The sequence below is a fragment of the Erwinia sp. GW821-FHT03D09 genome, assembly GCF_059420805.1.
Genome location: NZ_JBWKUK010000016.1, coordinates 1 through 23429 on the forward strand (window position 1 = coordinate 1; position 23429 = coordinate 23429).

The 23429-nt window shown below is 54.4% G+C and carries 18 protein-coding genes; 9 read left to right on the forward strand and 9 right to left on the reverse strand.

The features are described from left to right. Positions 1–327: 327 nt before the first annotated feature. Positions 328–957, reverse strand: a complete 630-nt coding sequence (locus AC07U6_RS16175) for an ECs1377 family protein (RefSeq protein ID WP_494763775.1) — start codon at positions 955–957, stop codon at positions 328–330. A 411-nt stretch (positions 958–1368) separates the two neighbouring features. On the opposite strand from AC07U6_RS16175, the gene AC07U6_RS16180 reads away from it, so the two are divergent. Then, on the forward strand, positions 1369–2001 hold the full coding sequence (locus AC07U6_RS16180; protein ID WP_494763776.1) for an acyl-homoserine-lactone synthase: 633 nt from the start codon (positions 1369–1371) through the stop codon (positions 1999–2001). On the opposite strand, the gene AC07U6_RS16185 is transcribed toward AC07U6_RS16180, so the two are convergent. After that, complete coding sequence (locus tag AC07U6_RS16185; RefSeq protein WP_494763777.1) at positions 1973–2722, reverse strand: helix-turn-helix transcriptional regulator; 750 nt, start codon at positions 2720–2722, stop codon at positions 1973–1975. The two genes, AC07U6_RS16180 and AC07U6_RS16185, sit on opposite strands and share 29 nt — an antisense overlap. Before the next feature lie 670 nt (positions 2723–3392). Here AC07U6_RS16185 and AC07U6_RS16190 point away from each other — a divergent pair. The 5 genes from AC07U6_RS16190 to AC07U6_RS16210 are packed head-to-tail and all read left to right on the forward strand — an operon-like array spanning position 3393 to position 10108. Beyond that, on the forward strand, positions 3393–4982 hold the full coding sequence (locus AC07U6_RS16190; protein WP_494763778.1) for an ABC transporter substrate-binding protein: 1590 nt from the start codon (positions 3393–3395) through the stop codon (positions 4980–4982). A gap of 57 nt (positions 4983–5039) precedes the next feature. Beyond that, complete coding sequence (locus AC07U6_RS16195; RefSeq protein WP_494763779.1) at positions 5040–6005, forward strand: ABC transporter permease; 966 nt, start codon at positions 5040–5042, stop codon at positions 6003–6005. Continuing rightward, on the forward strand, positions 6002–6889 hold the full coding sequence (locus AC07U6_RS16200) for an ABC transporter permease (protein ID WP_494763780.1): 888 nt from the start codon (positions 6002–6004) through the stop codon (positions 6887–6889). The genes AC07U6_RS16195 and AC07U6_RS16200 overlap by 4 nt, the downstream gene beginning before the upstream one ends. 26 nt (positions 6890–6915) lie before the next feature. Further along, complete coding sequence (locus AC07U6_RS16205; protein ID WP_494763781.1) at positions 6916–8442, forward strand: Sapep family Mn(2+)-dependent dipeptidase; 1527 nt, start codon at positions 6916–6918, stop codon at positions 8440–8442. Beyond that, positions 8429–10108 (forward strand): dipeptide ABC transporter ATP-binding protein, encoded by a 1680-nt coding sequence (locus AC07U6_RS16210; RefSeq protein ID WP_494763782.1) that lies wholly within the window; start codon positions 8429–8431, stop codon positions 10106–10108. The genes AC07U6_RS16205 and AC07U6_RS16210 overlap by 14 nt, the downstream gene beginning before the upstream one ends. A gap of 81 nt (positions 10109–10189) precedes the next feature. Here the strand turns inward: AC07U6_RS16210 and AC07U6_RS16215 are convergent, their stop codons facing one another. From AC07U6_RS16215 to AC07U6_RS16245, 7 genes are all read right to left on the reverse strand, one after another. After that, a complete protein-coding gene (locus tag AC07U6_RS16215; RefSeq protein ID WP_494763783.1) occupies positions 10190–11254 on the reverse strand; it encodes a fimbrial protein in 1065 nt (354 codons plus the stop codon). A gap of 10 nt (positions 11255–11264) precedes the next feature. Beyond that, the gene (locus tag AC07U6_RS16220) at positions 11265–13862 is read right to left on the reverse strand and encodes a fimbria/pilus outer membrane usher protein (protein WP_494763784.1); all 2598 of its coding nucleotides are present in this window, start codon (positions 13860–13862) and stop codon (positions 11265–11267) included. Between the two features lie 12 nt (positions 13863–13874). After that, a complete protein-coding gene (locus tag AC07U6_RS16225) occupies positions 13875–14561 on the reverse strand; it encodes a fimbrial biogenesis chaperone (protein ID WP_494763785.1) in 687 nt (228 codons plus the stop codon). A gap of 49 nt (positions 14562–14610) precedes the next feature. Then, positions 14611–15156, reverse strand: a complete 546-nt coding sequence (locus AC07U6_RS16230) for a fimbrial protein (protein WP_494763786.1) — start codon at positions 15154–15156, stop codon at positions 14611–14613. A gap of 891 nt (positions 15157–16047) precedes the next feature. Further along, positions 16048–16914, reverse strand: coding sequence for a DUF3142 domain-containing protein (locus AC07U6_RS16235; RefSeq protein ID WP_494763787.1), 867 nt, complete (start codon positions 16912–16914; stop codon positions 16048–16050). After that, positions 16884–19055 carry a PA5441 family protein gene (locus tag AC07U6_RS16240; protein WP_494763788.1) on the reverse strand — a complete coding sequence of 724 codons (2172 nt, stop codon included), beginning with the start codon at positions 19053–19055 and terminating at the stop codon, positions 16884–16886. Before AC07U6_RS16240 ends, AC07U6_RS16235 begins: the two co-directional genes overlap by 31 nt. Before the next feature lie 55 nt (positions 19056–19110). Further along, the gene (locus tag AC07U6_RS16245) at positions 19111–19536 is read right to left on the reverse strand and encodes a GNAT family N-acetyltransferase (RefSeq protein WP_494764550.1); all 426 of its coding nucleotides are present in this window, start codon (positions 19534–19536) and stop codon (positions 19111–19113) included. Between the two features lie 363 nt (positions 19537–19899). Here AC07U6_RS16245 and AC07U6_RS16250 point away from each other — a divergent pair, with 363 nt between their 5' ends. The 3 genes from AC07U6_RS16250 to yjiA all read left to right on the forward strand — a co-directional run bounded on the left by AC07U6_RS16250 (position 19900) and on the right by yjiA (position 23321). Further along, positions 19900–22053: a carbon starvation CstA family protein gene (locus tag AC07U6_RS16250; RefSeq protein WP_494763789.1), complete on the forward strand. Its 2154-nt coding sequence runs from the start codon at positions 19900–19902 to the stop codon at positions 22051–22053. A 75-nt stretch (positions 22054–22128) separates the two neighbouring features. Beyond that, positions 22129–22332: a YbdD/YjiX family protein gene (locus AC07U6_RS16255; RefSeq protein ID WP_105592421.1), complete on the forward strand. Its 204-nt coding sequence runs from the start codon at positions 22129–22131 to the stop codon at positions 22330–22332. An 11-nt stretch (positions 22333–22343) separates the two neighbouring features. Further along, positions 22344–23321 carry a GTPase gene (gene yjiA / locus AC07U6_RS16260; RefSeq protein WP_494763790.1) on the forward strand — a complete coding sequence of 326 codons (978 nt, stop codon included), beginning with the start codon at positions 22344–22346 and terminating at the stop codon, positions 23319–23321. The last annotated feature ends 108 nt before the right edge of the window (positions 23322–23429 follow it).

The following is a 23429-nucleotide window of genomic DNA, read 5'->3' on the forward strand; positions in this document are numbered from 1 at the left end:
AAATCGTGGTGTGCCCATACGCTCCTCCTGTGCTCAAACTATAGGGCAGGATCGTCTACCGGGGCGGGGTCAGTCCAATGGCACTCTCAAGCGCGAGGTCGGTATTGAACTCGCGCGGGCGGCCAGCAGTGATGGTTCGGGATTTTTTTTGCATAGCGCATCATAGGAAACAATCATTCCCTAATCAGGGATAAATTTCCGTCGCTACATGGATACCTATAAAGTGGAAGATTGCAGGATATGTTCAGGAACAGGCACACCATCAGGACTGGCGATTTCCGATTAACTCAGCCAGGCCCTGATTACGCTCGCAAAAACGTTGAATTATCAGCCCGCAAGCCGATACACCGGCACCCGACGCAGCGTGCCGGTCAGGCTGTCAAACACATCAGTTTCCGCCGTCGCAATCCTCATTCCGCTCTTTCTCAGCCGCTGAATATCCGCCGCCATACGCTGAATGCCGAACCAGAACATGCCATCAAGCACCGTCACCTGTAGCCCGCCTTCCAGCGCGGCCCTCAGGCGGTCACGCGGTGCTTTGGTCTCTTTGGCTATTTGCTGGAAGGGCGCTGCCGAATTGCCTGCGGCATCTTCTCGCCGGATGCGGGTTGATAAGCGGTACTGGAATGCGTCCGGGATCGCGCTCAGTTCGGTTTTGAGGCTGTAAACACAGCCAAATCGCTTACCGTTGAAAATGACGTTTTTCTGCCGGACGAGAAGCTCGTCGCGTACGCTGGCAATCAGCTGCGGAGCGCGAATCAGCAGCAGTCGAAACGGCAGCTCAAAGCTGGTAACGTAGTCAACGGTCTGCAGGGCCAGGCGCAGGCGCTCGCCAACTCCGGCGTGTGCCTCTCGGCACTTTTCCGTGACGTCAGTCCACTGCTGTGTGATATGCGCAGGTTCGTTAAGCTCGACGAAGCTGTATTTTTCAATCTGATAATCAATTCTTTCGGCCACCCTCACTTCCCTTTTGGCTACATTTCAGCATCGGTTGCTCACTTTACCAACAGCGGGATACAAGCGGAAGCTTGACAGGCGGAAAATCCCGTCGCAACCGGGGTTTAGACGATGAAAAACGTTAATTTTTTACGTTATAGCACTTAGCCATTTTTCAGCAGGTTAGCCCTTTTTCCTGTCCCAAAAACCGAGCGTCAACCATCGTTTATACCTGTTTCCTGGCATTCTGCGTCTGAAATTTAAGGTTTTTTGCTGCAGGAACGCTCGCAGTGGGTTAAACATCTATCTTCGGTAGCATAAAATCACTTTTACACCATAAATTGTTTTTACACTGAACGGAACGTTAAAAAATTTGTAGAATCCTGTGGGAAGCGGCAAGAAGAGCTGCGGATTTTTTTAGGGGGATAAGGAATGCTTGAACTGTTTGACGTTAGTTATGACGAGTTGAAAACCACTCGCTCTGAAGAGCTCTATAAACTGAGGAAAACAACCTTCAGCGATCGCCTTGGGTGGGACGTTGTGTGCAGCCAGGGAATGGAATCAGATGAGTTTGATGAGCCGGGAACCCGTTATATTCTCGGCACTTATCAAGGTCAGCTGGTGTGCAGCGTACGCTTTATTGCCCTTAAGCGCCCGAATATGATTACGCACACCTTTAATTCCAGCTTTAATACTGTCGCACTCCCCGAGTACGGTACTGAGTCCAGCCGATTTTTTGTTGATAAAGCCCGTGCGCGCCAGCTGCTGGGTGAACACTATCCGGTGAGTCAGGCGCTGTTCCTGGCGATGGTTAATTGGGCGCAGCGTCATGATTATGCCAGCATTTACACCATCGTAAGCCGCCCGATGCTGACGGTTTTACGGCGCTCTGGATGGGATATCACCCTACTCAAGGAAGCCTATCTCAGCGAAAAAGAGCGAATTTATCTGCTAACGCTGCCCACAGAAAACAAGGACAGAGCAATATTGTCGAAAAAGTTTCTTAGCCGCGCGGCCTGCGATGAACAATCCCTGGCTATCTGGCCGCTGAAGCTGCCGGTCTGATGAGATCCAATTCAACGCCCAGCCGGATAGCCTGCCGGGCGTTACTGACCCCAAGCTTGGCCACGACATTTTTTATATGAAACTTTACCGTACTGACCGAAATGCCGGTGATAGCCGCAATCTCTGCATAAGTTTTTCCCATGCTGGACCAGTAGAGCACTTCGTTCTCCCGCAGAGTAAACATCGCCCGCTCTGCGCCCTCACGCTTTGCCTGGGTCCTCTCGGCATTTAAGCCCGCCAGCCGGTACATCTGCTCATTAAAATCAATCAGCAGCATCTGTAGCTCGCCCTGTCCGGTGGACAGGCGCTGCTCCAGCGCTCCCTGATCGTTACCGTCAATGATCAGCGACAGCAGCGCAAGGTTATTCATATGATCGTGCAGTACGAAGGTGAAGCCGTTCAAAATATTGTACTGCTTTGAGAGTGAGAAAATTTTTGTAAACCTGAGATCCGACATCAGGGTAATGTTCTCATCCCAGGCAAAAGGCGATGTTCGTTTAAAAGCACTAAGGATAACCGGGTCCGTAAGCTGGAAGTTATTGGAGCGATACAGATTCACCCACTCATCGGGATAGCTGGAAATAATAAGGACATTTGAAGGGTTTTTCTTACTGACAACGGTAAAGGCATACGCAGGGTTGCCGTAAGGAAAGAGTTTTCTCTGTATATAGGCCTGAAGAGTATCCGTTACTGTTTGGTTTTCATCGAAGAAAGAAAACATTCGAGCTCCATGCGAATTCTGAGGCAACGTTAGAACAGTACCTGCACTTTAGTATAGGCATTACAATACTTAAGAACCAATTACAAATAAACCCCTAAAGGTTACACTCATCCCCGTTGTTAAAGCATTAAAAAACCTGACCTATTGGGCCAGGTCGCTAAGACAGCCAACACCAGGTAAAAATTCCGGTCAGACGAGACATCAGTATAAAGTCATCGCTGACCGGAAATCCCATGCTATCACCGCTTAAAAGCCCGATCAAACCACCATCAGACTGCTCATCATCCTAAACGCCTCATGCCCAAGCATATGATCGTGATACTCACGTATACCCGGCGTATTCTGCTACACCAGCGGCCTGCTATGGATGAATTTTGAACGCATTCATTTCGCTGAAATCAGCAGAGATCTCCTCCTGCCAGGTCACTCCCTAATCCAATTATCAGATATTTTAAGCCTTTTTCCGCATTTGCCTGCGTCCCTTCCCTTCTGTTACTTTTAATTACAGCACCATGTTTTCATGTATCTTATTCAGGAATTTGAACATTCGGCCTCTGAAAAATTAATTAATCAATTCCAGGCGGTTTCAAATAATCATCTGAAAGTTATTCCCATTGATGGAATGCTTTGCGTTATTAAAAAATAATAAATAACACTACCCGGGGTTTTAATGAAAGTATTATCAAAAGCCATTTTAATTGCCGCTGTAGGAATAAGCGCATTTAACGCCTTCGCCGCCAGCGAAAATAGCATGATTCGCTATGCCATCTGGAGCAATCCGAACGGAACCTTTAACCCGACGCTTTATTTCACCGATTACGATCGCGCGGTCATTTTTAACGTCTTTAGTCGCCTGTTCACCCTGGATAAAAAGCAAAATCCACAGCCGTCTCTGGCCGAACGCTATGATTATTCTGACGACGGTAAAACCCTGACGCTGCATCTGCGCCAGGGTGTTAAATGGCACGACGGCAAACCGTTTACCGCCGAGGATGTCGCCTTTACCTACGGCTCCGAGGCCGCACCTGATTTCCCACGCGACCAGCCTGATTTCGTTAAGCACCTGGTCGGCTATGAGGATTACCATAGCGGTAGAAGTGCCGATCTCGCCGGAATAAAGGTCATTGATGCGCAAACGGTCAGCTTCTCCTTCACTGCGCCGTACGCCGCTGCCTTTGCCCACTTCGCCGATCGCCCGGTACTGGCAAAGCACATCTGGAATGCTATTCCGGTAAAAGAGTGGAATACCGCTACCGCGCTGCTGCGTAATCCGGTTGGCACCGGACCGTATAAGTTCGTTGAGTTCGTCTCCGACCAATATGTCAAACTGGAGCGTAACGACGATTATTTCGGCGGCGCGCCAAAAATCAAAACCTTTATCTTTAAAGTCTCTAATGCCCAGATGGTACAGAATGAATTAATTAACGGTGATGTCGATATTGCCGAGCTGTCATCGTGGAACAAACGTGATGTAGAAACCTATCAAAAAGCAGGTATCCGTATTGTTGAACAGCCAGGCGTCACCGCACAATATTTAAGTCTGGATACGAGAAACCCTAATCTCAGCGACCCGCGCGTGCGCCAGGCGCTGGCTTACGGCATCGAACGCCAGCTGATTGTGGATAAATTACTTTTCGGTCACGGTCTGGTATTTAATACTAAAGATCACCCGCAGAGCCAGTATTACCCGAAGGACCTTAACACCTATTCTTACGATCCAAAAAAGGCGCAGGCGTTATTAAAAGAAGCGGGTTGGAGCGATACTAACGGTGATGGCATCGTGGATAAAAATGGCCAGAACCTGACCTTTACCCTGAATTATCCGACCGGCAACCGCACCCGCGAATTAACCGCGCCAATTATCCAGCAGAATCTGAAAAAGATCGGCATCAACGTGGTGCTGAACGTAGCGGACTTTAGTGCCACGCTAGCCATCCTGCAGGATAAAAACAAAGTCTACGACGGCGTGCTGATGGGCGGCACCTTCAGGCCGGGGTTGTATGAAAACAACTTCTGGTGGGAACGTTTCTCCACGCCGAAGCTGGATGCCCTCGCAAAGCAGTTTAATACTACCGTGGAAGCAGAAAAGCTGAAAACCAGCATCGGTGACTGGCTGAAAGAGGTCAATCAGCAGGTGCCGCACGTGTGGCTTTATATCCCGAATCAGGGCTACGCGCTCAGCAAGCGGGTCAGCCACTACAGCGCTTACCCCTACGAGCCGTTTGCCGACGTCACTCAGTGGACGGTTAATCAGCAATAAAACCCGCCGCAGCCGTGGCACATCGTGCCACAGCATCAACACTAATCAGGAATCGCTATGCTGCGCTACGTGTTACACCGACTGTTGATCCTAATTCCCGTGCTGATCGGAATTTCGGTGGTGGTGTTCTTCCTTATTAAGCTTCAGCCAGGCGATCCGTTCGTCGGTATGATTGCGCCGGAAACCACTCCGGAACAGAAGCAGGAGCTGCTGCGTCAGGCTGGCTATCTCGATCCGATCTGGATGCAGTACCTGCGCTGGGCCTCGCACGCCTTTGTCGGTGATTTTGGTTATTCAACGCAGAGCGGTGCGCCGGTATTGATGCTGATTCAGGAACGGATGGTGAATACGGTGTTACTGGCGGTCAGTTCGCTGTTTTTAACCCTGCTGATCGCTTTTCCACTGGGTATTTACCTTGGACTACACCGTGGCGGAAAGGTAGATACGGCCATTTCATTGATCTACTTTGTTGTGGTGTCCGTCCCGGTCTTTTTCATCGCCATTCTGCTGGTTAAGGTTTTTGCCATGAATTTGAAGTGGTTCCCGGTATCGGGGGCCACCACGCTGGGCAGTAACTACGGCGGCGTACAGCACCTGCTGGACGTGCTCAACCATTTGTTCCTGCCTGCAATGGCGCTGGCCGTTGCCAATATCGGCATCTTCAGCCGCTATCTGCGTTCGGGCATCAGTGAGTTAATCAATCAAAACTTTGTGAAGGCGCTGTTTGCACGTGGGGTAAGCCGCTCGCGAGTGATTTTCCCCCATCTTGTTAAAAACGCCGCCAGGCCGCTGATTACCGTGGTCGGCATGGAAATCCCCTCGCTGCTGTCGGCCACACTGCTGACGGAAATCATCTTTAACTGGCCCGGTATCGGCCGCCTGAGTTTTGATGCAATCCAGGCACGCGACTACTCGCTGCTGATGGGCATCGTGCTGTTTCTGGCAGTGATTACTCTGGTGACCAATTTCCTGGTCGATCTTCTCTATGCGCTGGTCGATCCGCGCATCAGGCTCAGCCAATGACGACACCCGATACCCTGAATCTGACCGCAGGTCGCGCAGGCCATCCCCTGCTGCGCGATCGTTACTTCCTCACCGGACTGGTGATTTTGCTGCTGCTGACTTTGGCTTCGCTCAGTGCGCCGTGGCTGGTCGCCTTCCATCCGGACGATATCGACCTGATGGCAATAGAGGCACCGCCCGGGGATGGGCACCTGCTTGGTACCGATGAAATCGGCCGCGATGTGATGTCCCGCCTGCTTTACGGCGGCAGAGTATCGCTATTTGTGGCGCTGGCGGCGGTCATTTTTCAGGGTGCAATCGGCATTACCCTGGGCAGTCTGGCGGGATATAAAGGCGGCGTGGTGGATTCGCTGATCATGCGCCTGACCGATATCATTATGTGCTTCCCATTTTATGCGCTGGCCATCACCCTCGCAGCGATTATGGGTGCCAGCTCGTGGAACGTGATTTTTATTATCGGCATCCTGCACTGGACCGGCATTGCACGCCTGGTGCGGGCGGAATTTCTCTCGCTGCGCGAAAGCGGCTACGTCTTTGCCGCAAAATCGATCGGCGCCAGCGGCGTCACGATTGTGTTCCGCCATCTGCTGCGCAACGCCTGTGCCCCGCTGATTATCAACCTCACCCTCGCCGTAGCGAATGCGATTCTGGCGGAAGCCGCGCTGAGCTTTATCGGCCTCGGCGTTAAGCAGCCGCAGCCCTCCTGGGGAAATATGCTGGCGGCGGCGCAAAGCATTCGGGTTATCGACTACGAATGGTGGCTGTGGGTGCCGCCCGGCCTGACCATTGTGCTGATGGTACTGGCGATCAACTTTATCGGCGAAGGGCTTTCCCGCGTGCTGAATCCACGACCGGCGGTGCCGGTAAAAGACATCTTGAATTAGACCGTTTCCCTTAACAGGAGTATGTCATGGCGACTGAAAACTACGATAGTCTGAGCCAAAACGAACAGGCGCTGACCGAGAAACTGGAACGCTGGTTTGAGCAGCATCGCGCGGAGTTCGTGCAGGACCTGCTGGAACTGGTCGCTTTCCCCAGCATCAGCGACGAAAAGCTGGCCGAACCGGGTAAACCGTTCGGTCAGGAAGTGGAAAACGTGTTCCAGCATGTGATCCACAAGGCGCAGAGCTACGGCTTCACCACCGAACAGCACGACGGCTATGCCATTTCGGTGCTGTCCGATACGCGCGATAGCGTGCCGGAGCTGGGGCTGATTTCCCATCTGGACGTGGTACCGCCGGGAGATAACTGGACCTTCGAACCGTTTAAGCCGTTCGAAAAAGACGGTTTTGTCATTGGCCGTGGATCGTCAGACAACAAAGGCCCGGCGCTGCTGGATCTCTATCTGCTGCGTGCCTTCCGCGATCTCGGCGTGCCGCTGCATCACAAGCTGCGCATCGTTTACGGCGGAGCGGAAGAGATCGGCATGGCCGACATTAAATACTTCGCCGGGCACGGACCGGTTCCGCGCTTTTCGATCATCACCGACGGCGCGTTCCCGGTGAACCACGCGCAGAAAGGCGGGCTGAATCTGGTGCTGCATATTCCGGTGGGATCGGTGCTTACAGGCGTGAACGCGGGCGTGGCGGAGAATGCCGTTCCCGCTACGGCAACGCTGACGCTGCCCGCCAGCGAGGCGGCGCGGCTGGAGCAGGCGATTGCCGCCCTGCCGGAAGAGCAGCGTCAGGTGCTGGCGACTGCCGCCGTTGAGCAGAGCGTCCAGCTGACGGCGCGCGGCCAGTCCGGCCACGCCGCGTTCCCGGAAAATACCCGCAACGCGATCCCGCTGCTGCTGGATGCGCTGCTTGCCGCGAACCTGCTGGAGGGGGACGATCTGACCGCTGCACGAATTATCAGCCAGCTGCTGGCCGATCCCTGGGGCATCAGCGCCGGTTTTGCGGCCGAAGATGCGCCAACCGGTAAGCTCACACTTAACGGAGGCCTGCTAATCCCGCATAACAACGGTCTGAATCTGCATCTGGATATCCGCTATCCGCTGGCGACCGACAAAGACGCCTTGCTGGCGATCCTGCGCGAAGCGATTGCACCGCTGAACGGCACCCTGAGTATCACCAGCGATGCATCGCCGATCCACGTCGATAAAGAGAGCGAGCTGGTGAAGCGCCTGCAGCAAACCTACGACACTATCGCCGAGGTGATTACCGAGCCTTACTCCATGGGCGGCGGCACCCACGCGCGCTACCTGCCGAACTCGATCACCTTTGGGCCGGGCTTCCGCCGCATTGAAGGCGAACTGTTCCAGGGCGAGTCGGTTCGCACCAAACCGGAGTTTATCCCGGCTGGTCACGGCTCACCGCACGGCCCGGATGAGTTTGTGGTGATTGAAAACCTGAAGCGCGCGTTTAAGGTGTACGCAGTAGCGATACCCCGCCTGGATCGCTGGCTGGAGCAGGGACTGATTGATGGCGTCCACTAACTCCGTTCCGCTATTAACCGTGAATAACCTGTCGGTTGTCTATCCGGCCCATCAGGACGAGGTGAAAGCGGTGGACGGCGTGTCGTTTACCCTGGCCACCGGCGAAATCCTCGCCGTGATCGGTGAATCCGGCGCGGGTAAATCCGCCATTGCGCAGGCCATTCCCGGCCTGCTGCCGGGGAATGCGCGGCTGGCCGGGCAAATTCTTTACCAGAATCGCGACCTGCTGAAGCTGGACCGCCGATCGCTGGCGGCGCTGCGCGGCCGGGAAATTGCCATGATTTTCCAGGACCCTTCCGCATCGCTGGACCCGGTTTTTTCCATCGGCAGACAGATAGATGAAGCAATTACGCTGAGTGAACCGCAGCTTTCCGCCGCACAGCGCCGCTCCCGGGCGATTGACCTGCTGACGCTGACCGGCATCCCCCTGGCGGAAAAACGCCTGCGCAGCTACCCGCATCAGTTCTCCGGCGGCCAGATACAGCGAATTATGATTGCCGTTGCGCTGGCCGGAAGACCGAAAATCCTGATTGCCGATGAGCCAACCACCGCGCTGGATGTCACCACCCAGCAGGAGATCCTCGATCTGCTGTTTCGCCTGAATCAGCAGTATCAGATGGCGGTGCTGCTGATCACCCATGATATGGGCGTGGTGGCGGATATCGCCCACCGCGTGCTGGTCATGCGCCATGGCAGAGTCGTGGAACAGAACGCGGTTGAGCCACTGTTCTCCGCGCCAGCTCATGCCTATACCCAACAGCTGCTTGCCGCCGTGCCTTCTGCGACGGGAGAATATCACGCAACCGCATCGCCGCCCGAACCGCTGTTGCAGGTTGAGCATTTGCACATTAGCTACGCATCCACGCTGGGCAGGCGGCATCCGGTGGTTAACGATGTCTCTTTTGCTATCGGCAAAGGGGAATTTCTTGGCCTGCTGGGTGAATCCGGGTCGGGGAAAACGACCATCGGACGCAGCCTGCTGGGCATGATCAAACCGGACGTTGGTACCATCCACCTCGCGGAAGAACCGCTTTACGATGCAAAACACCGCACCACAAAGGTCAGTCGGGCGAAAATTGGGGCGATCTTCCAGAACCCCGCAAGCTCTCTCAATCCGAAGATGAGCATCAGCCTGTCGATTGCCGAACCGTTGATAACTCACACCTCGCTGGATCGCGCCGCGCTCGATAAACGGGTCAGCACGCTGATCGACCTGGTCGGTTTGCCTGCCGCCTGGCGGGACAGATATCCGTATGAGCTTTCCGGCGGCCAGTGCCAGCGTATTGCTATTGCACGGGCCATTGCGCTACGGCCACAGCTCCTGATTGCCGATGAACCGACTTCGGCGCTGGATGTTTCTATTCAGCAGGCGATTCTGACCCTGCTGCGCAATCTGCAGCAGGAATATCAGTTTGGCTGTCTGTTTATCAGCCATGATCTCGCGGTGGTACGCAGCCTGTGCCGGTCAATTGTGGTACTGAAAAACGGCCAGGTGGCGGAACGGGGCAGCGTGGAACGCATCTTCACGCGGCCGGAAAGCGACTACACGCGTAGGCTAATCGACAGCATTCCACTGGTCGATCCACGTTATCAGCAGGATAAACGACAGCTGCGCAGGGAGTTCCGGGAAGCGCCGTTACAAACATTGAAGGCGGATTTTGTCTGAATCAATGAATAAATTCAGGCCATTACGAATGTTCCTAACGGCCTGTTTGCACTGGCTGCGCTGATGCTGAAGTGACGACAATTACTTAAAGGTTACGTCAACATTCGCCGTTGCGTTGAATATCCCTGGCGTTGGGTTATCCGTCAGCCACTTCAGGTTAGCGATAAAGGTCTCTGTCACTTCCGTCTGTTTTTCCTGCAGTTCCTGGCCGAAATCAACCGTGGTCTGCATCGGAATCGGCGTTCTGGACATATCACTCTGCTTTGTCAGGAAAATCGCCACGCCGGGCCGGGTAGTCGGCAAAATATAGGTGTCGTTGGCCGGGTCTGCATTCGTGCTGCTGAAACTGGCCTGTAACGACTGCCCGGCACAGTCTCCGCCTGTCAGGGTGGCATTAATATTAAAAGGAACCTGCTTCGCCACTGAGCCGGGTTTCGCACCGGAAGAGTTCAGCAAACCAAAATCGACGCTGGAACCGTTGTTCGCCTTAACGGTAATTTGTGGATTGCACTGCACCACCCGAATTTTATCCAGCCCTTTTAGCCGGGCGTTAAAAGCCTGGCCCTGAACGGTATTCAATCCGCTATCGCCGTCAATTTGGAATAATGACGCCTGCGGCAGCGGTGCAAAATTACCCGCAGGAGGGCGAGTACCGGTCGCCTTAAGGTACACCGAGTAACTGATGGTGATCGCCTGAGGCTCAGCCGTACCGCTCCCGTTCGCCACCGTTCCCCACCCGAGGCTCGGCCCGGTTGGGCGTTCCACGCTTTGCTGATGATTAATTGCATCGTAATCAATACCATTAATCGAAACGCCAACGGCAAGCGAAGGGTCGAGCGCACTAAAACCGTTTTGTGGGTTCCAGTAAATCCAGGCATGCTCGCCCTGAGCCCGGCCGTTGGTGTCCCAGCAGGTAAAGGTTGTGGTGAAATTTTGCGAGCGCCAGATAACATTGTTGGTAACAAAGTCGCTGGCGGCCAGTACGATCGGTCGTCCGATGTCGATATCCTGGCTTACGCCGCCGCTCGGTATGCTGCTGCCCGTCGCGTTGCCGTAGCGGCACTGCATCGCCGAAGCCTGCTGCATCGTCAACAACCCTGCCAGCCCCAGCAGGGTCAGAAAGGCATTACGCCTGAATCTGGTCATGTTTTGCACCTTAACGTCCCCGGCATTCTAACGTGATATCCTGATAACCCTTGGTCACGTGCTGATTACCGATACTTTCAGGTATCGGTAATACACACTGTCTGTCGGCCGTTGTGCCCCATCTGACGGTCAGTGTCTCGCCCGGTTTCACCCCTGAAACGTAGACGTCGCCGTTCAGACCAACGGTACCGCTGTTGCGCCCTTCGGCATTAAACACGCTGGCCCCCATCACGGGATAGTCACCGTTAGCCAGACGCGAGTGAATTAACAGGCTGATCCCTTTAAACGTATCAAAAGCCACTTTCACAATCGCTTTCTCCACGGGAACAACCTGCTTACTGGCCACCGGCACATCCAGCTCCGGCCCGAAGTCGCTGGTACGCAGAGCCACATAGTTGAGGCGATAAGGGTTAGCTGAAGGCACTACCGCGTAGCCAAAGCGATCGATCGCCACGCCGGGCTGGTTTTCCAGACGCACACCTTTGGCATCCTTCGCTTCGATCAGCATAAAGGTGTTTTGCAGCGGCTGAGACAGGGTTGCGCCGCCGGAATGCAGCAGCAGGCCGCCGGCAATGCCCGCGCCCATTTGCTGATATCCACGGCTGTAAGAGTAGCTACCGTCAAAGTTAGCCACGCTGCTGCTGTAGCCCAGATTCAGGTTGCTGTTCTGATCTGAAGAACGCGTATGGCCGGTGGATACCGCATAGTTCATACGATGATCGTCCAGCAACGTGCCGCTTATTCCCGTGTTATAGCTGTTACCGCTTTGCTTACTGTGCGCCATGCTGACGTTAGCGGTAGTCGAATTACTGTCATTGCCCCAGCCCAGCGGAATAGAAACGATGAAATTGATACTGTGGTCAGAATAACCATACTGGCTATGCGTATCCTGCCAGTAAGCGCCGTAGGAAATATTTTTATAAATGTCGTTATAACCCACCTGGATCGTACGGTCGCTGCCTGAGTCACCCCAGTAATTTTGATGGCTCACGTTTGCATACAGGCTGGCACCGGTCCACAGCTGCTGATTCAGAGAGAGTTCTACCCGCTGGCGTTTATTACCATAGCGCGAGGAGTATCGGGTTCGTTTCTTACTCTCCTGGTGAGTAGCTTCCCCCGGCTTCACGTCGGTAGGGTCCCAGTAGTCATTGGCATAAATACCGTTTTTCCAGTTGCTGCGTTCCCTCACGGCATCGCTGAGATCGTAATAACCCGAGGTAGCATAGCGATAGCCCGCCAGCTGGAAGGTCGTACCCACCTGGTTAAGCGACTTGGAGTAAAGGAAACGGAAACTCTGTCCCTGCTTGCTGTCGCCGTTGGCCAGATCGGTATCGGAGATTGAGCCATCGACCGAAACCGCGCCCAGAACACCCAGGTTTTTCCCAACGCCAACGGCTGCGGAGCGATAATGCTCGGCAAGAATAACCCCGCCATAGGGCGTCAGGTTGTACTTCGTTCCCAGAGCGACAGTGCCCTGAAGCAGTTCCGGCTGGTAGCCGCCGTTGCCACTGTGATACTTCCCGGCGGTGAACTGGAAGTTCCAGATCCCTTCACGCAGCATATTAGCCACCGACGAATAGGCTACAGTAAAGTTTTTATGCGTACCGTCGGCTTCATTAACCGTTACGCTCAGGTCACCGTTATTGCTGTAGGGGAAAATATCGTTGAACTCAAACGGCCCCGGTGCAACGTTAGCGCTATAGATGATGTAGCCGTTCTGGCGTATTTCGACGCGGGCATTAGTTGCCGCCACGCCGCGCACCACCGGCGCATAGCCGCGCAGGCTGTCCGGTAGCATTTCGTCCACGCTGGACAGCTGAACGCCGCGAAACTGGAAGCTGTTGAATACCCTGTTACTGGTACTTGCCTGCCCCGCCGCTAAACGGCTGCGCCACGGCACAATATCGGTTTCCGCCCAGGTGGCAATGCTGTTCCAGTTCCCGCTGCTGCCGCTTTGCTTGTCAAACGTCGAGTTATTACGCAGGCGCAGGGGACCCACGTTCAGCCCGCTGTTTAATCCCGCAAAGGTATATTCAGTGTCGTCGGTGTCTTTGTGCCGATAATTATTTTTACTGTAGTTAACGGTGTAGTTGGCAAAAAGAGCATTAATACCCTCATCATACAGATTCACCGGAACCGCCCCGCGCGCACGCTGTTCCATCATGCTCTGCGGCACTGTAATGTCGATCTGCTGAATCGCGGCATCATAACTTACGCTGGCCCCGGGAATAACCGCGGGTAAATCCACACAGCCATCTTCAGGGAGCGTTTTCGGTAGTTTAATCGCATAGCTCAACAGATCCCCGGCCTTCAGGCAGGGCTGCGATGCCGCCTTTTCGCCCACGTGGCGGAAAGTGATGCGCTTATGATCGACCTGGCTGAGGTTAAGATAGATATCAAAAGGATAGCTACCCGGAGGTATGGATTCGCCCTGAGCGACAGCCTTTGCGCTACTGCGGTTTTCACTACCGTGAACGAATGACATATTAAAATTATCTGCCGCCGCGATCTTGCTCCACAGCAGCGGTAAGCTGGCCACGGCAATCGCAATGTGGATCGACTGTGCCAGCTTGTTTATTCCATTGTTCCCACTTCGTTGAGATGCCATTCCCTGTCTCTCTTATTGTACTGGAGCGTCCTTAACTTCTGTTTTCCCGCCGAAGTCATTGATATAGCTAAATGAAACGCTATTTCCCGGGCTGACATCTGCCGGTAATTTAAACGACAGGTGACCGCCGGGATTCACCATATTCGCCTCGATGTTGACCATTTTTCCTGCGTGATTTTTCATATGCAGAGTGCCAAACGTAATATGTAACGGCCCATCGTTAATCACCTGCAAACCTGAATCGGTACGCTGCCAGCGTAATTTCTTCACCTGCTTTTCGAGTGAGGTATTCAGAGAATCCGGACGGTAGAAAAGTTTGATTCGGGTACGTACCGCAATCTGCAGAACATTATCCAGTTTGGGGCTGGGTGGAATTTCCTGAACGTTAATCCACAGCAGCGTTTCTTTATCCTGAGGTAAACCTGTTCCTGAATAGATAAAACGCAGGATGGCCGTTTTCCCCGCGTCCATTTTTAGGATGGGCGGCACAACCACGATAGGCAGATTTTTCGGTACCTGACCTTTATCTCCCGTATCCAGCCAGGTTTGCACCATATAGGCTTCAGAAGCGTCGTTCTGGATGGGTAATGAAGCCGATTTATCAGCACCTTTATAAATCACGCGGGTTGCATCGACCTGGATACCGGCGTAGCTGCTGAAAGCGCCCAGCATCAGCAGAGCAACGAAGAACTGTTTCATCGCTTTCCTTAAATGGGCCATCCCTGGCCCTGGTTGTCCTGAAGAGGAATTATTTATATTCGATGGTGAATGAACTGGTCGCGTTAGCCAGTCCTGGCGTCACGACGCCAAATGAACGGTAGCGTGCCTGAAAATTAAATACCGCGGTGGTCTGCCCAACAGGAACATTCACTTTTGCTACGCTATCGCTAATGTTAGTACCGTCTGCGATAGGCAATATATTGCCGTTGTTGTCGGTGATCTCTATACCAATACCCGTTGCGGCTGAGGTACCTTCATTGCCTTCCGCGCTGACGGACAGCAGTTCAAAGTGCCCGGGAACGGTATTTCCATCGAAACGCATGGTGTAATCACCCGGATCGCAATTTTTTAAAGAAACCTGGAAACCTTTAGAGGCGGATTTATCGCCAATCTCCTTAAATGTCGACGTTGGATAAGTCCCTAAATACACCTCTTTATTTTGGGTATCTGCGGTAACCTCACAACCAGAACGCTTGATTTCTCCGGTGAATTTAACAGTGCCGTGAGAGGCCATTGCATTGTAAGTGGTTGCAGACAATACCAGGGCCATTAAAGGCAGTAATACTTTTTTCATGTATAGCTCCATAAGAACAATAAAATATCGATTCAGTAACGGAAATGTCTCCCGCACCGAGCATACACTCAGCGATAGCACTCCTTGCCTTAAAGGGGGTATTGCTTCGATGAACTTATTGCCGGGCGCAATATAGACCAGATAGTCAACAGAAGTTAAATCGTTTAAATCGAGCATATTGTCAATCATGATAGAAAAAATCAATCAACAGGCGCAGTTTTATATCAGACTCAGATTAATATTTGGAATATTCAGCTAAACTACAACAAACAAAAAAGCAAACTCCTTAATCTTTTACGAAAATAGAAATAACAGACCAGTAAAATTAACATGTTATTTATCGCTATAATGAGCTTAATAACTCCTGTAAATAATATTTTATCCACAACTTTAAAAACCAGTCGCAATAAAAAAGCAACCAGATTTGATCAGGCAGGAAAATAAAACAATTTAAAATCATATCAGTAGAGAAAACAACACCCTTCCCCGCCTAAAAAAACACCAAAACAACCAAGAAGCAAGGGTAAAAAAGACAGTAAATCACAACAAAAAACCGCAAATAAAACCAATAAAATCCAGTTAACAACAAATCAATAGTAATATACATTAGAATAAAACATAACAACTACATGTAAAAAGCAAAGTTAAAAAGCATTATAAACAGCATCAGTCGCTGATAATGTACTTTAATACATAAAAAATCAGACTGGCAGAGCATAAATTAAACAAAATTGATGGGGTATTAAACTTACCACTACGGCTATCAGTAGATAGCAAACTAAGCCACAAGGATAAGACAAAAAAACGCCACTCGAAGTCGTTAAAAAACTAATTAGCTTAAAACGTTCAGGAACGATAAAGCGCAGTGGGGAGAGAAATTCTCGCTACAATTTATCGACTGGGGCGCAGCATAAACACCACGGTTCCGCGATACCGGGGTGAGGCGGAAAGTTCGCGCTCATAGCGTGGCTCCCATTCGCCATGCTGCACCAGCCCGATACGGAAAGGGATTTCCAGCTTCCTTAGCGCGGGCAGATAGCGGGCATAATTCTGCACGCTGTGCCGCCCCTGATAGGTCTGTACTACCAGCTCATCCACCGGCAGGCGATTCAACGTGGCGATATCTCCGGTACTGGCCCAGTCAAGCAGCCCGGTGACGCCAAGAGCGTACTCTCGCGGCAGCTTTTCCCGCAGCGTGGTCAGAAACTGCGCGTAGTCCCCCAGGCGGCGCGTTGCGGCATCAAAGTCGATTTGCAGGCCGACAACGTGATTACCACTGCGGCTCCAGCGCGCCATCAGGCCGATAATTCTTGCCGCGATGTCATCCGGCATCTCCAGCGTGGTTAAACGCACGGTTAGCCAGATGCGGGGAAAGGTCAGCTTGCTGACCGGCAGCCCCACCCGTTCGAATACCGGCCTGCCGCGATACAGATTCACTTCACCCTGGTGCAGATAGACCACCTCTGCCCTGCGCATGTCCTCCGAGCTGCCGACCCCGGACCACAGCCAGAATGCACGATGATCGGCGGCACGTACGCGATAGCTATCGGCGGATGAAACAACGATTCCAGTCGAGCTGGTGCTGGCAGCGAGAGGTTTATTTGGGCGACCATCAGCGCGAATCACGCCCGCGTTATTATTCGCAACGGCACCTGGATTTTCCTCACCGGCATCAGCACAATCGTTCGCGCTGACACTGCCGAAGGCCGCCAGGCTGCACAGCATTATTACCAGTAATATTTGAGCCGCTGCGCCCATGGCCCGCCCCGGTAGTCCGCTTTCAATCGGTTAAACCAGGCTTTACGCACCGCCGGTTCAACCTCTTTGCCGCCGCAGTCGTTATAGCCCGACGGCGCATAGCACATCACTGCACGGTACAGCGCGAAGCTTTTATCTTCCGGTTCCGCGCGCGGATTCTGCATCACCTGCGTGTAGTACGTCTGGCGATCGGGCGCGCCGCCGCTCCCCTCGCCCACGGCGGCACCCAGGGCCAGAGTTCCGTCCTGTTCCGGCCAGCTGTCCACCTTCGCCTGCGTGGTGCGGAAAAATTCGCCGAGGCAGTTCAGCGCATGGGCATCATCGGAGCGGGCATTAAGCGTATTTACCGTTTGCTCCAGTGAAGCGCAGTGATATCCCGGCTCGGCTTTTTCACCCGCCCAGTTAAACACTGTCAGATCGACATCGGAAAAACTGTTGTCTGCCAGCGTCTGCGTGATGTGACTGGCCAGCGTTTTATCCTGTAGCCAGTCGCCGTAGCGCCCGGCGATCAGGTCTTTCATCAGCAGGGTGTGCAGGGCGATAGTTTTCTCTTCGCTACTTGCGCCCTCTTTCACCTGCTGGCGCAGCAGATCGGGCGTAGCCAGCTTCTTTAACACCAGCGAGCGGTAGCGCAGGTTTGTGACCTGACTGCCCGCCGCAAAAATCTGCTCAGGGTGGCCGCTGCTGACCAGCGTGGCCGCCAGCATCGCCTGTAGCATCTGCTGCTGCTCTTTATCTTTGGCTATCGTGAGCAGATGCAACCAGTGCTGGCGAGCGGCATCCCAGTTTTTTTGATCCATCAGCACGTCGCCGTACAGCACCTGATTGCTGAAGGCCAGAATGTCATGATCGGGTAGGGATTCAGCCGGTTTAATTGCGCCGAGCACCGTGGCGTAATCCTGTTTCTGTTCCGCCAGCAGCAGCGTCAGATAGTGCCACAGCGGCAGCTGCTGGCCGTTGTCGAAAATCGGTTTGATCTGCTCAAGATACGCCCGGTCAACGCAGGGGATTTTGCCATCGCATTCCGTACTGCGCATCAGGCGCAGCGTCTGGGTAAAGGTCAGCAGCGGGGCATCCGGCGCGCTGAGGAACCAGGCCTCGTTGCGGGTCAGATCTTTACTCAACAACTTGTCATCGATTTCCGCCACCAGCGATGTCAGCGCCTCAACGCTGCCCGCCTTTTTCAGCGCCTGCTCGGACTCCTGCGCCAGCGAGTCCCAGCCCTCAAGATACCAGTTGATGCGGCGCAGCATGCCGCGTGCAGACTCGGCATATGCCCCGTTCGGCCATTTTTGCAGATAGGTTTGCGCCTGATTCAGTGCTTCCGTCGCGGCGGTTTTATCAATGTTTTTCACATCAAAATCACCGTACATACCGCTGGCGCTGGCGCTGCTGCGGTTCAGACTGGTACGCATCAGCATATAGGCTGCCGTTTCAGCCAGCCACGGCTGCTGGCTGTCGCCGAGTACGGTGAAGCCGGCGGCCGCAGCAGGATAGTCCCCGGCATAGAACTGATTTGCCGCCAGCAGATAGTGCTGAAATAGCGCGGCAGTGGAATTTTCCGGCAGGGTCAGCGCTGCGATCGCCGCCTGCGCCTCTGCGCTGCCGTTAACCTTCAGCCGCGCCAGCGCCAGCGACTGGCGCTGTTCCGGGGTGATCGACGTATCCGCCAGCAGCGCGCGGTAGAACTGCTCGACGGAACCGAGCGTGTTGGACACGTGGCGATCTTCCAGGCCGTCGTTCTGCTGGCGGAAGCTCTCCAGCAGCGCATCGTCAACGCCGATCTGACGGGCCTGCATATATAGCGGAAGCTCGGCCACCGACGTCTCCTGCGCAGCCTCATCCTGCATATGGTCATACCATTCTGATAAATGCGGCGCAAAGTAGTAGTTACGACTGTGAACAACATCGATGGAATCGGGCAGCACCGGCAGCACAAAGGCTTTTTTCTCACCCAGCAGTCGCAGCAGGTTATCGCGCGTGTCGTTACCAATATCGAGCACCGGCGGGCTGCTGATCAGACATCCCTTAGCACTCCACGGGCAGTTTCCCATATCTGACGAAGCCTGCGCCCACTGGCTGAATAACGCCGCACCGCCTGCTGCCAGCACCCATGCCATCACTCTGTTTTTTTGTTTCACTCTCGGTTCCTTTTCCGCAAAATCACGCATTATCATCCTGAAGAGTAGTACGAACTTAGCCGGGAAACTCCCCGGCTTTAATAGTCCAGGCACTGTGGTGCTGCTCCAGACCAATTTTCGGATAATAGCCTTCGGCCAGCGGTGCGGCCAGCAGGATCAGCCGGCAGGCAGCGTCAAGCTGGCGGCAGGTTTCGGCAATCAGCGCTTTGCCAATGCCGCCCTTCTGCACCTTTTCGGATATGGCCAGATCGGACAGATAACAGCAGAAGGTGAAATCCGTCAGTGAACGGGCAACACCCACCAACACCTCCCCCTGCCATGCGGTCACCGTCAGGTTGGCATGCTTGAGCATCTGCGCAATCCGCTCATCATCCGCCAGCGGCCTTCTTGCGCCTAACGAGGTTTCACTCAGCAGATCGATAAACTGCTGCGAAGTGATTGGATAATTCACCCGATAAACAATATCTGTACCGTTTTCCATCGCCAGCCATCCCCATGCCAGATTAAACATATCTTTGATAAACATCACCTTAAGCCAGTTACCGTCGCTTCGCAACGTTGCTCAGATTAGCACTTGCCGGTGACATCCGCATGAAACCCCGCAGCCCACGCCGTCAGCGAGATCTGTATCACAGAATTCAGTGGGTTAGCTTCATGGCGAAACCGCTCAGCCCCTCAAGCAACCGCTCGCTGCTGCATATGACCGCTTAACCACTCTTTCCACCGCTAAGGGGGAAAAATTGCCACCATATATCCAGCATGATTTTGTGCCCTTCGATAAAAACTCAGAGGCTCAGCCGGGATGCTGAGATCGTTTTCGTCAATTATAAAAACCAGGTTTCCTATGAATAAAAACTCATTATTCAAGCATATCCCCTGGATGATTCTTGGAATCATCGGGGCATGCTGTCTGGCCGTTGTCGCCCTGCGGCGCGGCGAGCACATCAGTGCGCTGTGGATCGTCGTCGCTTCCGTGTCGGTCTATCTTGTCGCCTACCGCTACTACAGCCTGTATATCGCCCAGAAGGTGATGAAGCTCGATCCGACGCGCTCCACGCCGGCGGTGATCAATAACGACGGCCTGAACTATGTGCCGACTAACCGCAACGTGCTGTTCGGCCACCACTTTGCCGCGATTGCCGGTGCAGGTCCGCTGGTCGGTCCGGTGCTCGCCGCACAGATGGGCTACCTGCCCGGCGTGCTGTGGCTGCTGGCGGGCGTCGTGCTGGCCGGTGCGGTGCAGGACTTTATGGTGCTGTTTATCTCTTCCCGCCGCAACGGCGCCTCGCTTGGCGAGATGATCAAAGAAGAGATGGGTCCGGTTCCCGGCACCATTGCGCTGTTCGGCTGCTTCCTGATTATGATTATTATCCTCGCCGTGCTGGCGCTGATCGTCGTTAAGGCGCTGGCGGAAAGCCCGTGGGGCGTGTTCACCGTCTGCTCGACGGTACCGATCGCGCTGTTTATGGGCATCTACATGCGCTACCTGCGGCCCGGCCACGTGGGTGAAGTGTCGGTGATCGGTATCGTGCTTCTGGTGGCCTCCATTTACTACGGCGGCGTGATTGCGCACGACCCGTACTGGGGTCCGGCGCTGACCTTCAAAGACACCACCATTACTTTTACGCTGATCGGCTACGCGTTTGTTTCCGCTCTGCTGCCGGTGTGGCTGATTCTGGCCCCGCGTGACTATCTGGCCACCTTCCTGAAAATCGGGGTGATCGTCGGCCTGGCCATCGGTATCGTGATCCTTAATCCTGAGCTGAAAATGCCGGCCATCACCCAGTATATCGATGGTACCGGGCCGCTGTGGAAAGGGGCGCTGTTCCCGTTCCTGTTTATTACCATCGCCTGCGGCGCGGTGTCCGGCTTCCACGCGCTGATCGCTTCCGGCACCACGCCGAAGCTGCTGGCCTGCGAAACCGACGCGCGCTTTATCGGCTATGGTGCCATGCTGATGGAGTCCTTCGTGGCGGTGATGGCGCTGGTAGCGGCGTCGATTATCGAACCGGGCCTCTACTTCGCGATGAACACCCCGCCGGCCGGTCTGGGTATCACGATGCCGAACCTGCACGAGCTGGGCGGTGAAAACGCGCCGATGATTATGGCGCAGCTGAGAGACGTTACCGCGCACGCGGCGGCAACCGTCAGCTCCTGGGGCTTTGTGATTACCCCGGATCAGATCCTGCAAACGGCGAAGGACATCGGTGAGCCTTCGGTGCTGAACCGCGCCGGCGGTGCGCCAACGCTGGCGGTCGGTATCGCCCACGTCTTCCACAAAATTGTGCCTGTCGCCGATATGGGATTCTGGTATCATTTCGGTATTCTGTTTGAGGCGCTGTTTATTCTGACCGCGCTGGATGCCGGAACCCGTTCAGGCCGCTTTATGCTGCAGGATCTGCTGGGTAACTTCGTGCCGTTCCTGAAGAAAACCGACTCGCTGGTGGCGGGAATTATCGGTACCGCGGGCTGCGTGGGACTGTGGGGCTACCTGCTGTATCAGGGCGTGGTTGACCCACTGGGCGGCGTGAAGAGCCTGTGGCCGCTGTTCGGTATCTCTAACCAGATGCTGGCCGCCGTGGCGCTGGTGCTGGCGACCGTGGTACTGGTGAAAATGAAGCGCACCAAATACATCTGGGTGACCGTGCTGCCAGCCGTATGGCTGCTGATCTGCACCACCTGGGCGCTAGGCCTGAAACTGTTCAGCAACAACCCGCAGATGGAAGGCTTCTTCTATATGGCCGGGCAGTATAAAGCGCGCATCCAGGCAGGCGGTGCCGAGCTGACCCAGCAGCAGACCGACAATATGCATCATATTGTGATCAACAACTACACTAACGCCGGACTGAGTATCCTATTCCTGATTGTGGTGTACAGTATTATCTTCTACGGCATTAAAGCGTGGATGAAGGCGCGCCGGACGGACCAGCGCACCGACAAAGAAACGCCTTATGTCCCGGTGCCGAAAGAAGGGGTGAAAGTCTCTTCCGGCCACTGATAATCTCTGAATCTCGGCCCCGCGATGCGGGGCTGTCTCCTGCCTGAAGGCGGGGGATCACTTAAGGAGCGGCGTATGTTTGATAACTTAGGCGCGGCAAAAAAATACCTCGGTCAGGCGGCAAGAATGCTGGTAGGCATCCCCGATTACGATACCTACGTCCTGCATATGCAGACCAATCACCCGGACAAACCGGTGATGACCTATAAGGAATTTTTCCGCGAACGCCAGCAGGCCCGCTACGGCGGCGACGGCAAAGGCGGAATGCGCTGCTGTTAACAGGAACAATTATGACCCCGATTGCAGTCACCGTTTTAACCGGTTTCCTCGGCGCAGGTAAAACCACCCTGCTGCGCCATATCCTGCACGAACAGCAGGACTACAAAATCGCCGTGATTGAAAATGAGTTCGGCGAAGTCTCGGTAGATACCCTGCTGATTGGCGATCGCGCCAGTCAGATTACCACCCTGACCAACGGCTGCATCTGCTGCACCCGCGCCAACGAACTGGAGGATGCGTTGCTGGATCTGCTCGACGGTCTGGACAACGGCGACCTGAGCTTTGACCGACTGGTGATTGAATGCACCGGCATGGCGGACCCCGGCCCGATCCTGCAAACCTTCTTCTCCCACGAAATTATCTGCGAGCGCTATCTGCTGGACGGCGTGATTACCCTGGTGGATGCGGTGCATGCCGACCAGCAGTTAAACCAGTTCAGCCTGGCGCAGTCGCAGATCGGCTACGCGGACCGCATTCTGCTCAGCAAAACCGACGTCTCCGGCGATAACGCGGCGCTGACCGAACGCCTTCAGCGCATCAACGCCCGCGCGCCGATCTATCCGGTGATCCACGGTCAGATCGATCTCGCCCTGCTGTTTGATACTCGCGGATTTATGCTGGAGGAGCAGGTGGTGGTGGCGAAACCCCGTTTCCAGCGCATTCACGAGGCGCAGAACGCCATCTCGTCGATCGTGGTGGAGTTTGACTACCCGGTGGTGCTGGGAGACGTGTCGGCGGTTATGGAAAACCTGCTGGGCAGCTTCGCCGAAAGCCTGCTGCGCTATAAGGGGATGCTGTGGATCGCCGACCAGCCGTGCCGCCTGCTGTTCCAGGGCGTGCAGCGACTCTACAGCGCCGACTGGGATCGCCCGTGGGAAGCGGACGAGCAGCCGCATAGCACGCTGGTGTTTATCGGTGTGAATCTGCCGAAAGCAGAGATCCTAAGCGCCTTTGACGGGCTGAAGGTGAACCCGCCTGCCGCACAGTAGCCATTTCATCCTGTTCAGAAAGCGACGGCGAACCCGGGTGGTTTAGCCGTCGCACAACGGCAGCGTATCCCCTCCACGGCCTTTCCCTTACCGGCCAGCTGACACTGC